The sequence below is a fragment of the Duganella sp. BJB476 genome (genome assembly GCF_003416895.1).
Lineage (GTDB): Bacteria > Pseudomonadota > Gammaproteobacteria > Burkholderiales > Burkholderiaceae_D > Rugamonas.
Window position 1 is genome coordinate 252,306 of record NZ_QVIO01000004.1, and the last position, 15,427, is coordinate 267,732.

15 protein-coding genes are annotated in these 15,427 nt (G+C 63.6%); 9 read left to right on the forward strand and 6 right to left on the reverse strand.

Annotated elements, in window-relative coordinates:
- Positions 1–52: 52 nt before the first annotated feature.
- The 9 genes from D0T21_RS17675 (at position 53) to D0T21_RS17715 (ending at position 9,907) form a co-directional block, all read left to right on the forward strand.
- On the forward strand, positions 53–805 hold the full coding sequence (locus D0T21_RS17675) for a gamma-glutamyl-gamma-aminobutyrate hydrolase family protein (protein WP_116992096.1): 753 nt from the start codon (positions 53–55) through the stop codon (positions 803–805).
- 19 nt (positions 806–824) lie between these two features.
- On the forward strand, positions 825–2,195 hold the full coding sequence (locus D0T21_RS17680) for a glutamine synthetase family protein (RefSeq protein ID WP_116992097.1): 1,371 nt from the start codon (positions 825–827) through the stop codon (positions 2,193–2,195).
- A gap of 22 nt (positions 2,196–2,217) precedes the next feature.
- Positions 2,218–3,669: an aspartate aminotransferase family protein gene (locus D0T21_RS17685; protein ID WP_116992098.1), complete on the forward strand. Its 1,452-nt coding sequence runs from the start codon at positions 2,218–2,220 to the stop codon at positions 3,667–3,669.
- Between the two features lie 20 nt (positions 3,670–3,689).
- Positions 3,690–5,177 carry an aldehyde dehydrogenase gene (locus D0T21_RS17690; RefSeq protein ID WP_116992099.1) on the forward strand — a complete coding sequence of 496 codons (1,488 nt, stop codon included), beginning with the start codon at positions 3,690–3,692 and terminating at the stop codon, positions 5,175–5,177.
- Positions 5,159–6,538 carry a type III glutamate--ammonia ligase gene (gene glnT, locus D0T21_RS17695; RefSeq protein WP_116992100.1) on the forward strand — a complete coding sequence of 460 codons (1,380 nt, stop codon included), beginning with the start codon at positions 5,159–5,161 and terminating at the stop codon, positions 6,536–6,538. The genes D0T21_RS17690 and glnT overlap by 19 nt, the downstream gene beginning before the upstream one ends.
- A gap of 9 nt (positions 6,539–6,547) precedes the next feature.
- Positions 6,548–7,885 carry a glutamine synthetase family protein gene (locus D0T21_RS17700; protein ID WP_116992101.1) on the forward strand — a complete coding sequence of 446 codons (1,338 nt, stop codon included), beginning with the start codon at positions 6,548–6,550 and terminating at the stop codon, positions 7,883–7,885.
- A 2-nt stretch (positions 7,886–7,887) separates the two neighbouring features.
- Positions 7,888–9,255: an aspartate aminotransferase family protein gene (locus D0T21_RS17705; RefSeq protein WP_116992102.1), complete on the forward strand. Its 1,368-nt coding sequence runs from the start codon at positions 7,888–7,890 to the stop codon at positions 9,253–9,255.
- Between the two features lie 105 nt (positions 9,256–9,360).
- Entirely contained in the window at positions 9,361–9,648 is a 288-nt protein-coding gene (locus D0T21_RS17710; RefSeq protein ID WP_116992210.1) for a type II toxin-antitoxin system Phd/YefM family antitoxin, read from the forward strand.
- Complete coding sequence (locus tag D0T21_RS17715) at positions 9,611–9,907, forward strand: Txe/YoeB family addiction module toxin (protein ID WP_116992103.1); 297 nt, start codon at positions 9,611–9,613, stop codon at positions 9,905–9,907. The genes D0T21_RS17710 and D0T21_RS17715 overlap by 38 nt, the downstream gene beginning before the upstream one ends.
- 45 nt (positions 9,908–9,952) lie before the next feature.
- Here the strand turns inward: D0T21_RS17715 and panB are convergent, their stop codons facing one another.
- The 6 genes from panB to D0T21_RS17745 all read right to left on the reverse strand — a co-directional run bounded on the left by panB (position 9,953) and on the right by D0T21_RS17745 (position 15,369).
- Entirely contained in the window at positions 9,953–10,804 is an 852-nt protein-coding gene (gene panB, locus D0T21_RS17720; RefSeq protein WP_116992104.1) for a 3-methyl-2-oxobutanoate hydroxymethyltransferase, read from the reverse strand.
- A gap of 95 nt (positions 10,805–10,899) precedes the next feature.
- Positions 10,900–11,451, reverse strand: coding sequence for a 2-amino-4-hydroxy-6-hydroxymethyldihydropteridine diphosphokinase (gene folK / locus D0T21_RS17725; protein ID WP_229211532.1), 552 nt, complete (start codon positions 11,449–11,451; stop codon positions 10,900–10,902).
- A gap of 16 nt (positions 11,452–11,467) precedes the next feature.
- Positions 11,468–12,871, reverse strand: coding sequence for a polynucleotide adenylyltransferase PcnB (gene pcnB, locus D0T21_RS17730; RefSeq protein WP_116992106.1), 1,404 nt, complete (start codon positions 12,869–12,871; stop codon positions 11,468–11,470).
- The gene (locus D0T21_RS17735) at positions 12,864–13,535 is read right to left on the reverse strand and encodes an HAD family phosphatase (protein WP_116992107.1); all 672 of its coding nucleotides are present in this window, start codon (positions 13,533–13,535) and stop codon (positions 12,864–12,866) included. The genes pcnB and D0T21_RS17735 overlap by 8 nt, the downstream gene beginning before the upstream one ends.
- A gap of 10 nt (positions 13,536–13,545) precedes the next feature.
- A complete protein-coding gene (hda, locus tag D0T21_RS17740) occupies positions 13,546–14,232 on the reverse strand; it encodes a DnaA regulatory inactivator Hda (RefSeq protein ID WP_116992108.1) in 687 nt (228 codons plus the stop codon).
- 48 nt (positions 14,233–14,280) lie between these two features.
- A complete protein-coding gene (locus D0T21_RS17745; protein WP_116992109.1) occupies positions 14,281–15,369 on the reverse strand; it encodes an AI-2E family transporter in 1,089 nt (362 codons plus the stop codon).
- Positions 15,370–15,427 lie beyond the last annotated feature (58 nt).

Consider the following 15,427-nt stretch of genomic DNA (forward strand, 5'->3'; position numbering starts at 1 on the left):
TTTTAAACAAGTGGCACTCACAATGATACCAAAATAGGCATATGATGAAGCCATGCATAGCCCAATTGTCATCGTTCCCGCCTGTGTGAACCAGATCGGCGCCCATGCCAATCACACAGCCCAATTCAAATATGTCGCCGCAGTGGCCGATGGGGCGGGCTGCACGCCGCTCATCATGCCTGCCCTGGGCGCGTCCACCGATTTTGAGACGCTGCTGGCGCTGGCCGACGGCGTCATGTTGACCGGTTCCCCGTCCAACGTGCATGCCAGCCTGTATGGGCATGAAGTGCTGGACCCCACGCTGCCGCAGGACGCGGCGCGCGACGCCACCACGCTGCCTTTCATCCGGGCGGCGCTCAAGCGCGGCATACCGCTGCTGGCGATATGCCGCGGCTTCCAGGAGGTGAACGTGGCGCTGGGTGGCACGCTGCACCAGGCGGTGCACAACGTGGCCGGCATGGCCGACCACCGCGAGCGCAAGGACCAGCCGCTGGAGCAGCAATACGCTGCCTCGCACCGCGTGCGATTGGAGCCTGGCGGGCAATTGGCGCGCATATTGGGAGGCGCGTCCGACATCATGGTCAATTCGCTGCACGGCCAGGGCATCGCCCAACTGGCGCCATCGCTGGTCGCGGAAGCACGCGCCGACGACGGCCTGGTGGAAGCCTACCGCGTAGCAAACGCCAGCAGTTTCGCGCTCGCGGTACAGTGGCATCCAGAGTGGCGCCTGGCGGAGAATCCAGATTCCGTCAAATTATTCAAGGCCTTCGGCGAGGCCTGCCGCAACTATAAAAATCAACGCTAGAAAACAAAGAGAGAAAACCATGGCAATCCGCGAAAATTTTACTTATACCGACATGGACCTGTGGCTCAACGAGAAGCACGTCACCGAAATCGAATGCCTGGTCCCCGACTTGACCGGCGTAGCACGCGGGAAGATCCTCCCGCGCGGTAAGTTCACCCAGGAGCGCGGCATGCGCATCCCCGAAGCGGTGCTGGGCATGACCGTGACCGGCAACTGCCCGGTGGAAGACGCAGGCTACGACCGCGCCATCTCCACCACCGACCGCGACATGATATTGAAGGCCGATCCGACCACCATCACCATGGTGCCGTGGGCCACCGACCCGACCGCGCAGGTCATCCACGACTGCTACTTCTCCGACGGCCGCCTGGTCGATTTCGCGCCGCGCTCAGTGCTGCGCCGCGTACTGAAGCTGTACGCCGACAAGGGCTGGAAGCCAGTGGTGGCGCCGGAACTGGAGTTCTACCTGACAGCCAAGAACAGCGATCCCGATCTGCCTTTGAAGCCGCCTATCGGCCGCAGCGGCCGCGCGGAGACCAGCCGCCAGGTCTACAGCATCGACGCGGTGAACGAGTTCGATCCGCTGTTCGAAGACATCTACGACTACTGCGACCTGATGAACCTCGACGTCGACACGCTGATTCACGAAATCGGCGCCGGCCAGATGGAGATCAACTTCCTGCACGGCGATCCGCTCGGCCTGGCCGACAAGGTGTTCTTCTTCAAGCGCACCTTGCGCGAAGCGGCGCTTAAGCACGATATGTACGCGACCTTCATGGCCAAGCCGATGGCTGGCGAGCCGGGTTCCGCGATGCACGTGCACCAGAGCGTGGTCGATGCCAAGACCGGCAAGAACATCTTCAGTGCCGAAGACGGTTCGGCCGCGCCGATCTTCAAGCACTACATCGGCGGCCTGCAACGCTACATGCCGTCGGCGATGGCGATCGTCGCGCCTTACGTCAATTCGTATCGCCGCATCGTGCGCCACACGGCGGCGCCGATCAATATCCAGTGGGGCATGGACAACCGCACCGTCGGTTTCCGCGTGCCGGAATCGGGCGTGCAGGATCGCCGCGTGGAGAACCGCATCATCGGCGCGGACGCCAATCCCTACCTGGCGCTGGCGGTCACGCTGGCTTGCGGCTACCTCGGCATGACCGAGCAACTGGAGCCGACGCCGATGACCGTCGGCAGTGCCTATGATCTGATGGTCGAACTGCCGCAAGGCTTGCCGGAAGCGCTGCAACTGCTGCGCGGCGAGGACAAGCTGCGCAGCGTGCTGGGTGACCGCTTCATCGACGTCTATTCAGCGATCAAGGATCTGGAGCACCAGGAATTCATGACCGTCATCAGCCCGTGGGAGCGCGAGCACCTGCTGCTGCACGTCTGATCATTTTGAGATAGGAGCCATCATGTCGAACAATTCATTGGCGCCAAGCGCCGCATTGGTCGCGTCGGTCAAGGCCGCTGCGCGCCCGGAAGTGTATGACACCGCCGCCATCCAGAAGCTGGACACGGCCCACTATATGCACCCCTTCACCGACCACAAGGCGCTCGGCGAAAAGGGCGCGCGCGTGATGGTGCGCGGCGAGGGCATCTATCTGTGGGACTCGCAGGGCAAGAAGGTATTGGACGGCATGTCCGGCCTGTGGTGCGTCAATGTCGGCTACGGCCGCACCAGCATCTCGGAAGCGGTGTACAAGCAGATGGAGACGCTGCCGTTCTATAACAGCTTCTTCAACACCACCAATATCCCGGCGGTGGAGCTGGCGGCCAAGCTGGTGAAGATATCGCCGCCGCAGTTCAACCACGTCTACTTCACCGGCTCCGGCTCGGAAGGCAACGACACCAATCTGCGCATGGTGCGCCGCTATTGGGACGTGTTGGGCTACAAGGAGCGCCACACCATCATCAGCCGCCACAACGCCTATCACGGCAGCACCGTGGCCGGCGCGTCGTTGGGCGGCATGGATGGCATGCACGCGCAGGGCGGCTTGCCGATTCCCGGCATCGTGCATATCGGTCAGCCGAACTACCTGGAATCCGGGCGCGGCATGACGGAGGACGAATTCGGCGTCGAAGCCGCGTCGTGGCTGGAGAAGAAAATCCTGGAGGTTGGTCCCGACAAGGTCGCGGCCTTCATCGGCGAGCCGATACAGGGCGCGGGCGGCGTGGTGATCCCGCCGGCCACCTATTGGCCGGAGATCCAGCGCATCTGCGACAAATACGGCATCCTGCTGATCGCTGATGAGGTGATCTGCGGCTTCGGCCGGTTGGGCAAGTGGTTCGCGTCCGAGCTGTTCGGCATCAAGCCGGACCTGATCACTTTCGCCAAGGGCGTCACCTCCGGCTATGTGCCGCTGGGCGGTGTGCTGGTTGGCGACCGCGTGGCCAATGTGCTTATCGAGCAGGGCGGCGAATTCAATCACGGCTTCACCTACTCCGGCCATCCGGTCGCGTGTGCGGCGGCGCTGGAGAATATCCGCATCCTCGAGGACGAGAAGCTGGTCGAGCGCGTCGGCAACGAGACCGGGCCGTATCTGAAAAAGCGTTTTGCCGAGCTGGCGAATCATCCGCTGGTTGGCTATGCTGATAGTTGCGGCTTCGTCGCGGGCCTGAACCTGGTACGCGTCAAGGGCGCGACCGTGCACGAGAACGTGCCGTTCGACGAGGAGCTGGCCGTGGGCATGGTCTGCCGTGGCTACATGTTCAACAATGGCATGATCATGCGCGCCGTCGGCGACCGCATGATCATCGCGCCGCCGCTGGTGATGAGCTGTGCGCAGATCGACGAGATGGTGGCCTTGATCCGCCACTGCCTCGACCTGACCTACGCCGACCTCCAGCAGCGCGGCTGGCTGTAAATCCTGAAGTGGAGACGAATATGACGACAACATCCTGGCACGAGCGGGCGAGCAGCCTGCAAATCGACGGCCGCGCCTTCATCGGTGGCGAGCGCGTATGGGCCAAATCCGGACAGCAGTTTGAAAACCTGTCGCCGATCGACGGCCGCAAGCTAGGCATGGTGGCGCGCTGCGATGGCGCTGACGTCGACCTGGCGGTGGCTGCGGCACGCGCTGCATTCGAAGACCGTCGCTGGGCAGGAAAATCGCCGGCGCAGCGCAAGCGCACGCTGATCAAGTTTGCGGACCTGGTGCAGAAGCACGGCCAGGAACTGGCGCTGCTTGAAACGCTGGATATGGGCAAACCGATCAAATATAGCCAGAGCGTGGACGTGGGCGCGACCGCCAATTGTCTGCGCTGGTACGGCGAGGCGATCGACAAGATTTACGACGAGATCGCACCGACAGCAGCCAACAGCCTGGCGCTGATTACGCGCGAGCCGGTCGGCGTGGTGGCGGCCATCGTGCCGTGGAATTATCCGATGATCATGGCTGCATGGAAGATCGCGCCGGCGCTGGCCGCCGGTAACAGCGTGGTGCTCAAGCCGTCCGAGAAGTCGCCGCTGACCGCATTGCGGCTGGCGGAGATCGCGCTGGAGGCGGGCATTCCTCCGGGCGTGTTCAATGTACTGCCGGGCTACGGCCACGAGGCCGGCGCCGCGCTTGGCCTGCACATGGACGTGGACTGCATCGGCTTCACCGGCTCCACCCGCGTCGGCAAGCAGATTTTGCAGATGGCCGGGCAGTCCAATCTGAAGCGGGCCTGGACTGAGTTGGGCGGCAAGTCGGCCAATATCGTTTGCGCCGATTGCCCGGACCTGGACAAGGCGGTGGAAGCGGCCATCGGCTCCATCTACTTCAACCAGGGCGAGAGCTGCAACGCGCCTTCGCGCCTGTTTGTGGAAGCGTCGATCAAGGAGCAGTTCCTCGAAAAAGCGATGGCGATGATGCCAAGCTTCCAGCCTGGCGATCCGCTCGACGAGAACACCGTCATGGGCGCCATCGTCGATGCGACGCAACTGAAGACGGTGATGGGCTACATCGAAGCCGGCCAGTCGGGCGGCGCCAAATTGCTGTCCGGCGGACGCCAGGCGCGCACCGACACCGGCGGCTACTACGTCGAACCGACGCTGTTCGACCAGGTTGACAGCAGCATGACCATCGCGCGCGAGGAGATCTTCGGGCCGGTGCTGTCTGTGCTGAGCTTTACCGACGTGAAGGACGCGGTCAAGCAGGCCAACGCCACGCCCTACGGCTTGCAGGCCGCAGTGTGGACGGCCGATATCAGCAAGGCGATCCAGACCGCGCGTGCGCTGCGCGCCGGCACCGTGCACGTCAACCAGTACGACGGCGACGACATCACCGTGCCGTTCGGCGGCTACAAACAGTCCGGCAATGGCCGCGACAAGTCACTCCACGCTTTCGACAAATACACCGAGCTGAAAACCACATGGATACAAATCGGCTAGACAGCACGGCGGCCCGCTCGACGGAGGAATTGCAGCGCGAGCTGGCCGCGAAAGGCGTGCGCTTCGTGTTCGCGCAGTTCACGGACATCCACGGCGCGGCCAAGGGCAAGCTGATACCGCTGGCGAATCTGGACGATATCGTTTCGCCGGGCGCGGGATTCTCCGGACCGTCGATCTGGGGCACGGGCTTGCCGCGCACCGGTCCGCGTTCGGAATACTATGGCCGCGCCGACCTCTCCACGCTGAAGGTCATGCCCTGGCTGCCCGGCTACGCGCGCGTGGCGCTGGACGGTCATGTGGCGGGCGAGCCTTTCGACGCCTGTCCGCGCCAGGTATTGCGCAAGCAGGTCGAGCGGCTTGCGCAGCGCGGCTGGACCTTGAACGCAGGGCTGGAGCCGGAGTTCTTCCTGCTGCAACAAGGTGCCAACGGCTACGATGCCGAAGCCGCCGATACGCTGGAAAAGCCATCCTACGACACCAAGAGTTTGCTGCGCCGCCGAGGCTTCATCGAGAAATTGACAACGTCGTTGGATCAGTGTGGACTCGGCGTTTTCCAGATCGACCACGAGGATGCGACCGGCCAGTTCGAAGTCAACTACAAATACGCCGACGCGCTCAAGGCGGCCGATAACTTCATGCTCTTCAAAATGGCGGCGCAGCATATCGCCGAGGAGGAGGGCCTGCTGTTCTCGATGATGCCCAAGCCGTTCGCAGAGCGCCCCGGCAGCGGGCTGCATTTCCATTTGTCGCTGGCGAATGTCGCCGGCAAGCCTTTGTTCGCGTTGGGCGAAGAGAAGGAGCAGGGCGGGCGCGATCTCGGCCTGTCGTCGTTGGCCTATCATTTCATGGCCGGTTTGCTGCATCACGCGCCGGCGCTGACCGCATTGTGCGCACCGACCGTCAATTCGTATAAACGATTAATGTGCGGGCAGTCGCTGTCCGGCACCAGCTGGGCGCCGGCCTTCATCGGCTACGGCAACAACAACCGCACCACGGTTGCGCGGGCGGTCTACCAGCGCATCGAATGGCGCCTGCCCGATAGCTCGGCCAATCCCTATCTGGCGCTGGCGGGCGTGATCGCAGCAGGGCTGGACGGCATCGACCGGGCGCTGGAAGCCATGGAGCCGGTCAATCAGGATGTGTACGAAATGTCCGACGCTGCGCGTGCGGAGCTGGGACTGAAGTTGCTGCCGCAGAATCTGGGTGTAGCCGCCGCCGCGCTGAAGGCCGACACCGTGCTGGCCGATGCGCTGGGCGCGGAGATCGTCAACGAGTTTGTGGCGCTGAAGAGCGCCGAATGGATCGAATACAGCCAACACGTCAGCGCCTGGGAAACCAAGCGCTATATCGACCGCTTCTAGGAGCAAGCGATGAGCCAGGCCATGAAGGACTTTCTACGTGACCGCAATATTCACGAAGTGGAGTGCGTGATCGCCGACATGACCGGCATCGCTCGCGGCAAGATCCTGCCCAAGGACCTGTTCCTCAGCGAAGGCGAGATGCGCCTGCCCAAGAGCGTATTGCTCAACACCGTCAACGGCGAGCAGCCCAACAATCTGCCCTACACCGGCGCCACCGATCCCGACATGATCTGCGTGCCGGACCTGGCCACGCTGCGGCAGGTGCCGTGGGCGGCGGAGAACGTCGCGCTGGTGATCCACGACTGCCAGAACTTCGATGGTTCGCCGGTCGGCCTGTCGCCGCGCGCGGTGCTGCGCAAGGTGCTCAAGCTGTATGCGGAACGCGGCTGGCAGCCGGTGGTGGCGCCGGAGATGGAGTTCTACCTGGTCGCGCGCAGCAGCAATCCTCACGAGCCGCTGACGCCACCGCTGGGCCGCAGCGGCAAGACGGAATCGGGCCGCCAGTCGTATTCGATCGACGCCGTCAACGATTTCGATCCCTTCTTCCTTGAGCTATCCACCTTCTGCAAGCAGCACGAGCTGGGCGTGGAGACGCTGATCCACGAAGCGGGCGCCGGGCAGATGGAGATCAACTTCACGCACGGCGAGGCGCTGGAATTGGCCGACCGTGTGTTCCTGTTCAAGCGCGCGGTGCGGGAGACGGCGCTGCGCCATGGGATCTTCGCCACCTTCATGGCCAAGCCGATGGAGACGGAGCCCGGAAGCGCAATGCATATCCATCAGAGCATATTGGATGCGGCGACCGGCGCCAACATCTTCAGCCGTGCCGACGGTGAGGCCAGCGATTTGTTCTTCAACTATATCGCGGGACTGGAGCAGTACGCGGCGGCGGCCACGTTGCTGTTTGCGCCGCACGTCAATTCGTATCGGCGGCTGTCGCGCTTCATGTCGGCGCCGACCAACGTGCATTGGGGTTACGACAATCGCACCTGCGGCATCCGCATTCCGAACTCCGCACCCGTCAACCGTCGCGTGGAGAACCGCGTGCCGGGCGTGGACGTCAATCCCTATCTGGCGATGGCCGCCACGCTGGCCTGCGGCTATCTCGGCATGACACAAGGTTTGACGCCATCGCCGCCAACCGCCGACAGTGCTGAACATGTGCACGACCAGCTGCCGCGCAACCTGGAGGACGCCATTCTGCGCCTGCGCGAATGCCAGCCGCTGAGCGAGATCCTGGGCGAGTTGTTCGTGCAGGCCTTCTGCGAAGTGAAGGAACTTGAATTCGCCACCTACAGCCGCGTGATCAGCTCCTGGGAGCGCGAGCACTTGATGCTGCTGGTGTGAGCATGGCCGGTACCCGCGACGGATTGAACTGGCCCCGCGCGCAAGCGCTGGCCGCCGCCGAACGCGCCAGCTACATCGCGCGCAATCCCGAATCGGCGCGATTGGCGGGGCAGGCCGCGCAGCACTTGCTGTTCGGCGTGCCGATGCACTGGATGAACGACTGGTCCACGCCGTTCGCGCTGACGGTGCGCGAAGCCTCCGGTGCCCGCTTCCGCGACGTAGACGGCCACGAATACATCGACTTCTGCCTCGGCGACACCGGCGCCATGTTCGGCCACGCGCCGCCATCGGTGGCGCAGGCGATAGCGCGCCAGGCTGCGCGCGGCTATACCGCCATGCTGCCGTCGGAAGATGCCGCGCCGGTGGCGGCGGAGCTGGCGCGGCGTTTCGGCCTGCCGTACTGGCAGTTCGCCCTGTCCGCATCGGACGCCAATCGCTTCGTGCTGCGCTGGCTGCGCGCCGCGACGGGCCGCAGCAAGGTGCTGGTCTTCAATGGCTGCTACCACGGCACAGTGGATGACGTGTTCGTCGATCTGGTCGACGGCGTGCCGACCCAGCGCGATAGCCTGCTGGGGCAAGTGCACAAGCTTACGGAGCATACGGTGGTGGTGGAGTTCAACGACCTGCCTGCGCTGGAAGCGGCGCTCAAGCACGACGACATCGCCTGCGTGCTGGCCGAACCTGTGATGACCAACATCGGCATGGTGCTGCCGCAGCCGGGCTACTGGGAGGCTGCGCAGCAGCTCATCAAGCATCACGGCAGCCTGCTGGTGATCGACGAAACCCACACCATCAGCAGCGGCCCCGGAGGCTACGCGCAAGCGCACGGCATGCAGCCGGACGCGCTGGTGGTCGGCAAGCCAATCGGCGGCGGCATCCCGTGTGCGGTCTATGGATTTACCGAGGAACTGGCGCGACGGGTGGAGAAGGCCAAGCACGACGCGCCACCCGGCCATTCCGGCGTCGGCACCACGCTAAGCGCCAACATGTTCGCGATGGCCGCGATGCGCGCCAATCTGGAGCAGGTGATGACGGAACAGGCCTACCAGCATATGTTCGCGCTGGCGGCCCAGTTGGCGGAAGGCTTGCGCACCGTGATCGCGCGCCACAAGCTGCCGTGGTGCGTGACCCAGATCGGCGTCCGTACCGAATTCCAGTTCACGCCAACCGCGCCGCAAAACGGCACGCAAGCGCAAGCGATACTGGACAGCGATCTGGAGCAGATCATCCACCTCTACCTGCTCAACCGCGGCCTGTTGATCACACCGTTCCACAACATGTTGTTGGTTTGCCCCGAAACCGCTGAAGATGATGTGGTACGCCTGATTTCTGCATTCGAAGCGTGCGTTTTGGAATTGTTGTTTAGTTGATTACATTTCTAGAAAAAACCAATACTTGTACAATGATTGATCTATAAAGCCAATACTTGTACAATGATTTTGTACCTCAGTTTTCTACTCTCAGGATTTCTCAATATGAACATCTTAACTTTTAGCGAGGCACGTGCCGGGCTGAAAGCTGCGATGGACGACGTTTGCACCGACCACACTCCGACAGTCATTACGCGCCAAGGCGGCGAACCTGTGGTGATGATGTCGCTGGCCGATTTCAACAGTATCGAGGAAACGCTGTACCTCCTCGGTTCTCCGAAAAACGCCAGCCGGTTGATGGCGTCGTTCGAGCAGCTGAAGGCTGGTAAGTCCAAGGCCAGGGAACTTATCCGTCATGACGAACAAAAAAACAAGCAACAAGAAACAAGCTAGGCAAAGTGTCGTGGCGTTTACGGATAGTGGTTGGGAGGACTATCTGTACATGCAGAAAGAGGAGCCCAAGCTGGCTCAAAGAATCAACGAACTGATAGACGCGTGCCTGGCTGACCCTTTCAAGGGAATTGGTAAGCCGGAACCTCTAAAGGGGAATTTGACGGGCTTATGGTCGCGCCGTATCGACCTTGAACACCGTCTGGTTTACGCGGTGATGGACGATACGATACACGTTGTGGGCTGTCGGTTTCACTACTAGTGATGAATCGGGCGCAGCTTCAAGGCTGCGCCTTTTTTACGTCGCTTAGAAGCAGTGCTCCAGCGCCGGGAAGCTGCCGTCCTTGACGGCGGTGACGTAGGCGGTGACGGCGGCGTCGATGCTGGTCTGGCCTTCCATGAAGTTCTTCACGAAGCGCGCTTTGCGGCCCGGGAATACGCCCAGCAGATCGTGCATCACCAGCACCTGGCCCGAACAATCAGGACCCGCGCCGATGCCGATCGTCGGTATCGCCAGCAGCTCCGTCACTTCCTTGCCCAGCTGCGTGGGAATCGCTTCAAGCACCAGCAGCGAGGCGCCGGCTGCTTGCAGTTTCAGCGCGTCCGCTTTCAGCAGGTCGGCGCTTTCGGTGGTCTTGCCCTGCACCTTGTAGCCGCCCAGCTGATGCACCGATTGCGGCGTCAGGCCGAGGTGCGCGCAGACCGGCACCGAGCGCTCGGTCAGGAAACGCACCGTGTCCGCCAGCCAGGCGCCGCCTTCCAGCTTGACCATGTGGGCGCCGGCCTGGATCAGCTGCACGGCGTTGTTGAAGGCGCTCTCCGGCGTGGCGTAGGCGCCGAACGGCAGGTCGGCGACGATCATCGCCGATTTGCTGCCGCGCGCGACGGCGGCGGTATGGTAGGCCACCTCGGCCACCGTCACCGGCAGCGTCGACTGGTGGCCGTTGCAGACCATGCCCAGCGAATCGCCGATCAACAGGATCTCGACGCCGCAGCGGTCCATCAGTGAGGCGAAGCTGGCGTCGTAGCAGGTCAGCATGGTGATCTTTTCACCGGCCGCGCGCAGGTTCGCCAGCGTGGGTATGGTGACTGCCTTGTTGGCGACCGCTTTGGCCGGTGCAGGTGCGGTGGTGGCGGCAGGCTTTTGGCTCGCGGCCATTTCGTTTCCTTGCAAATAACCAGACATGGGAAATCCTTTAAAGATGTGATGACACGGCGATAGTGTAGTCCTGAATCCTATCGCGTGCAGGGGAGTCAAATAATGGGGCTGATACCCTGATCGGCTACCGCAGCGGCATAATCCTGCGCCGCACCCTTGCCGGGAATGTGGATGGCCGGCGCCAGTTCCAGCAGCGGCACCAGCACGAAGGCGCGTTCCGTCATGCGCGGATGCGGCACCGTCAGCGTGGCGCTGGCGATCTGCTGGTCGCCGTACAGCAGCAGGTCCAGGTCCAGCGTGCGCGGGGCGTTGCGGTAGGGGCGCTCGCGGCCGTGCGCCTGCTCGATGCCGTGCAGCGCCTGCAGCAGCGCTTCGGCGTCCAGCGTGGTGGCGATGCGGGCTACGGCGTTGATGTAGTCGTCGCCGCTGGAGTCGATCGGCGCAGTGCGGTACAGGCCAGACGCCGCCATCAGCGTGCAGCCGGACAGGCGTTGCAGGCGCTCCAGCGCGTCAGCCACGTTGCCGCGCGCGTCGCCCAGGTTGGCGCCGATGCCGATGTAGGCGATGGTGAAGGCGAACGGCGCGCCGTCATCCGGCTGCGCGCTGAACGCGGCCGAAGGGCTGCCGGTGGTGCTGGTGTTGTTCATGATGCGATGGCGCAGCTCAGTCGCCGCTGCCCTGGCCGCCGTCGCCGGAACCACCGGCGCCGCCGGCATTGCCGCCTTCAGCGCCGCCCTTGCTGCGGCCACCGCGACGCGGTGCGCGCTTGCGCTTGGCGCCGCCGGCGCCCGCAGGCTGGTTGGCGGTTGCGATCAGGTCTTCGCGGGTGGCGTCGTCGCCTTCATAGAACGCGGTCCACCATTCGCCCAACTCGGCGTCGATCTCGCCGGAGGCGCAGCGCAGTAGCAGGAAGTCGTAGCCGGCGCGGAAGCGCAGGTGTTCCAGCAGCTTGTGCGGCGACTTGCCGCTGCGGCGCTCGAAGCGCGGCTGCATCGACCAGATGTCGCGCATGTCGGAGCCGATCTTGCGTTGCAAGGCCAGCTTCTCGGTCTGCGAATCGAGCACGTCGTCGGCTGCCAGGTGCAGGGCGGGGATGGTCTGCTCGCCGGCGGCGCGGTAGGCGGTCCACTTCTCTAGCACCTGGTGCCACAGCAGCGACGCAAACAGGAAGCCCGGCGACACCGTCTTGCCGGCGTGGATGCGGGCGTCGGTCGAATCGAGCGCCAAGGTCACGAACTTGAAGCCCAGCGGCTGCTCCAGCACCACGTCCAGCAGCGGCAGCAGGCCGTGATGCAGGCCTTCCTTGCGCAGCTGCTGCAGGCAGGCCAGCGCCTGGCCGCTCATCAGGAGCTTGAGCATTTCGTCGAACACGCGCGCCGCAGGCACGTTGTCGATCAGCGAAGCCATGACCGGGATCGGCGCACCGGTATTCGGTTCGATGGTGAATTTGAGCTTGGCGGCGAAGCGCACCACGCGCAGCATACGCACCGGGTCTTCGCGGTAGCGCGCTTCCGGCTGGCCGATGATGCGCAGCGTCTTGGCGCGGATGTCTTCCACGCCGCCGTGGTAGTCCAGCACCTGCTGGTTGGCCGGGTTGTAGTACATGGCGTTGATGGTGAAGTCGCGCCGCACCGCGTCCTCCGCCTGCGAGCCGAAGGTGTTGTCGCGCAGGACGCGGCCATGTTCATCCTTAGGCGCGTTGTCCAGCGTGGTGCCGCGGAAGGTGGTCACCTCCAGCAAATCCTGGCCGAACATCACGTGCACGATCTGGAACCGCTTGCCGATGATGAAGGCGCGGCGGAACAGGCGCTTGACCTGCTCCGGCGTGGCGTTGGTGGCGATGTCGAAGTCTTTCGGCTTCACGCCCAGCAGCAGGTCGCGCACGGCGCCGCCGACCACGAAGGCTTCGTAGCCCGCTTCCTGCAACGTGCTGGTGACGCGCACCGCGTTCGACGACAGCAGGCGCGGATCGATGCCGTGGGCTTCAGGGCCCAGTATCACCGGCGTGCTGGTGTCGCGTGCCTTGCTCTTGGTGCCGAGGATTTTGCGGATCAGTTTCTTAATCATTGAATAGGTCAATTAATGGCCAGCCTTGGGCTGTGGCATGCGTTTTCAGTGCGGCGTTGGGGTTGGTCGCCACCGGGTGGCTGACGATGGACATCAGCGGCAGGTCGTTGTGCGAATCGCTGTAGAAATGGACGGTGCCGAAGTCTTCCAGCTTCTTGTCCATCTTCGCCAGCCAGGCCTTGGTGTGCGTGACCTTGCCCGCGCCCTGGGTCGGCGTGCCGAGCAGCTTGCCGGTCAGCTTGCCGTCGGCGTCCACTTCCGGCATGGCCGCGATCAGGTGCTCCACGCCCAGCGCCTTGGCGATCGGCGCGGTGACGAAGTGGTTGGTGGCGGTGACGATGGCCACCAGGTCGCCGGCGTCGATATGCTTTTGCAGCAGCGCGCGCGCCGAAGGGCGGATCGCCGGCAGCACCACTTCGGCCATGTACTGCTGCTGCATGGCCTGCAGGCGCTCGCGCGGGAAGGAGGCCAGGGTGCCGAGCGAGAACTCCAGGTATTCCACCGGGTCCAGCGTGCCGGCCTGGTACTGGGCGAAGAATTCATCGTTGCGGCGGGCGAATTCGGCGGCGTCCACGGCGCCGATGCGCACCAGGAACTGCCCCCACTCGTAGTCGGAGTCGATCGGCAGCAGCGTGTGGTCGAGGTCAAATAAGGCTAAGTTCATGCAGGATTCGTCATTCTTTAGCTTCCGCCTGCAACCACTCGCGCAACAGCGGCAAGGTGATCGGGCGTTGGGTTTCGAGGGAATATTGGTCCAGCGAGTCCAGCATGGTCGACAGCGACCGCATGTCGCGCTGAAAATGGGACAGCAAGTAGGGTATCACGCCGGGCGACAGCGTCAAGCCGCGGGCGGTGGCGGCGGCGGTCAGCGCGGCCACTTTCTCGTCGTCGGTCAGGCCGTGGATCTGGTAGATCAGGCCCCAGCCCATGCGGGTGCGCAGGTCCTCGCGCACCGGCAGCACCGCCGGCGCCACCGCGCCGCTGCAGACCATGAAAGCATGGTTGGCGCGGATTTCATTGAACAGGGCGAAGGCGTCGATCTGCGCCAGCGGCGACAGCTTTTCGCAGTCGTCCAGCAGGTACAGGTCCACCTCCGGCGAGTAGACGAATTCGGACTCGATGGAAAACGGCGAGATATAGCGCGCGCGCAGCTGCTCGGCTTCGCCGCCGGCGCTGGCCAAAGCTTTCAGCAGGTGGGTCTTGCCGACGCCGCCCGCGCCCCACAGGTAGGCAAAGTGCTCGCGCGACGTGCGGTCGGCGAACTGCGCCATCAGCGCTGCCGCTTCGGCATTCTGTCCCACCTCGAACGATGCGAGGCTGTGCGCCTGGTCTGCGCCTAAATCGAGCACCAGCTGTTTCATGGCGTTCGCCTGTTTGTGATCTTTTGCATAACGTTTTTCTGTTCCACGTCACGCATTATAGAAGCTGCTGCTCAGGTAGTGGCGGCGGAGATGCTTAAATGCCACCATCAGCACCGCCGAAGCGGGCAATGCCAGCAGCACGCCGACGAAGCCGAACAGCTGGCCGAAGGCCAACAAGGCGAAAATCACCGCCAGCGGATTGAGGCCGATGCGCTCGCCCACCAGGCGCGGCGTGAGGAAAAAGCCTTCCAGCACCTGGCCGGCGCCGTAGATGCCGGCCACCGCGATCACGCCGCTCCAGTCGGAAAACTGCAGCACCGCCGAAATCAGCGCCAGCACCAGGCCCAGGCCGAAGCCCAGGTAGGGGATGAACACCAGCAGGCCGGTGATGATGCCGACCGGCAGCGCGACGTCGAAGCCGGCGATCGCCAGCGCCACCGAGTAGTACACCGCCAGCACGAACATCACCAGCAGCTGGCCGCGCAGGTACTGGGCCAGCAGGGTGTCGACTTCCTCGGCCATGCTCATGGTGGCGCCTATCCAGCGGCGCGGCACGCAGCCGGCGATACGGGCCAGCATCGGGTGCCAGTCCAGCAGCAGGTAGAACAACACCACCGGGATCAGCACCAGCGTGGCGATCCAGCCCAGCACCGCGGTGCCGCCCACGCGCGCCGAATTGAGCACGGCGGTCCAGATTTCGTCGCCGCTGGTGGCCATCTGCTGCGACACCAGCTTCTTGATGCCGGCGCTGTCGAGGCGCACCTTGATGCCCATTTCCTGCAATTTGGGACCCAGCAGGTCGTTGGCCTTGGCCAGGAAGGCGGGGATTTGCGCCTGCAGCAGGGGGATTTCCTTTTGCAGCACCGGCACCACGATCAGGACCAGGGCGGCGATGGCGGCGAAGAACAGCACCACCACGATCAGCACGGCCAGCGCGCGCGGCACCCGCATCTTCAGGCGGCCGAGGCGCAGATGGTCGAGGAAATCGACGCCCGGATTGAGCGCATAAGCCAGGATGGCGGCGGCCAGGAAGGGCGTCAGCACCGGTCCCAACGTGACCAGCAACAGGAAGAATGCTGCCCAAACCGCTACCCAGAATGCCGTTTGCTTTTGCTCTACCGAGAGGGGAAATGGCATGGAAAGTGATTTAGATGGTTAAAAACGGCTGTTGGACGGGGCATTTTGATAAAATAGC

Coding starts and splice junctions, on each gene's coding strand:
- D0T21_RS17685 (WP_116992098.1), top strand. CDS start 2,218: ATGTCGAACAATTCATTGGCGCCAAGCGCCGCATTGGTCGCGTCGGTC.
- D0T21_RS17715 (WP_116992103.1), top strand. CDS start 9,611: ATGACGAACAAAAAAACAAGCAACAAGAAACAAGCTAGGCAAAGTGTC.
- D0T21_RS17735 (WP_116992107.1), bottom strand. CDS start 13,535: ATGAACTTAGCCTTATTTGACCTCGACCACACGCTGCTGCCGATCGAC.
- hda (WP_116992108.1), bottom strand. CDS start 14,232: ATGAAACAGCTGGTGCTCGATTTAGGCGCAGACCAGGCGCACAGCCTC.
- D0T21_RS17675 (WP_116992096.1), top strand. CDS start 53: ATGCATAGCCCAATTGTCATCGTTCCCGCCTGTGTGAACCAGATCGGC.
- panB (WP_116992104.1), bottom strand. CDS start 10,804: ATGGCCGCGAGCCAAAAGCCTGCCGCCACCACCGCACCTGCACCGGCC.
- glnT (WP_116992100.1), top strand. CDS start 5,159: ATGGATACAAATCGGCTAGACAGCACGGCGGCCCGCTCGACGGAGGAA.
- folK (WP_229211532.1), bottom strand. CDS start 11,451: ATGAACAACACCAGCACCACCGGCAGCCCTTCGGCCGCGTTCAGCGCG.
- D0T21_RS17705 (WP_116992102.1), top strand. CDS start 7,888: ATGGCCGGTACCCGCGACGGATTGAACTGGCCCCGCGCGCAAGCGCTG.
- D0T21_RS17710 (WP_116992210.1), top strand. CDS start 9,361: ATGAACATCTTAACTTTTAGCGAGGCACGTGCCGGGCTGAAAGCTGCG.
- D0T21_RS17680 (WP_116992097.1), top strand. CDS start 825: ATGGCAATCCGCGAAAATTTTACTTATACCGACATGGACCTGTGGCTC.
- D0T21_RS17745 (WP_116992109.1), bottom strand. CDS start 15,369: ATGCCATTTCCCCTCTCGGTAGAGCAAAAGCAAACGGCATTCTGGGTA.
- D0T21_RS17700 (WP_116992101.1), top strand. CDS start 6,548: ATGAGCCAGGCCATGAAGGACTTTCTACGTGACCGCAATATTCACGAA.
- D0T21_RS17690 (WP_116992099.1), top strand. CDS start 3,690: ATGACGACAACATCCTGGCACGAGCGGGCGAGCAGCCTGCAAATCGAC.
- pcnB (WP_116992106.1), bottom strand. CDS start 12,871: ATGATTAAGAAACTGATCCGCAAAATCCTCGGCACCAAGAGCAAGGCA.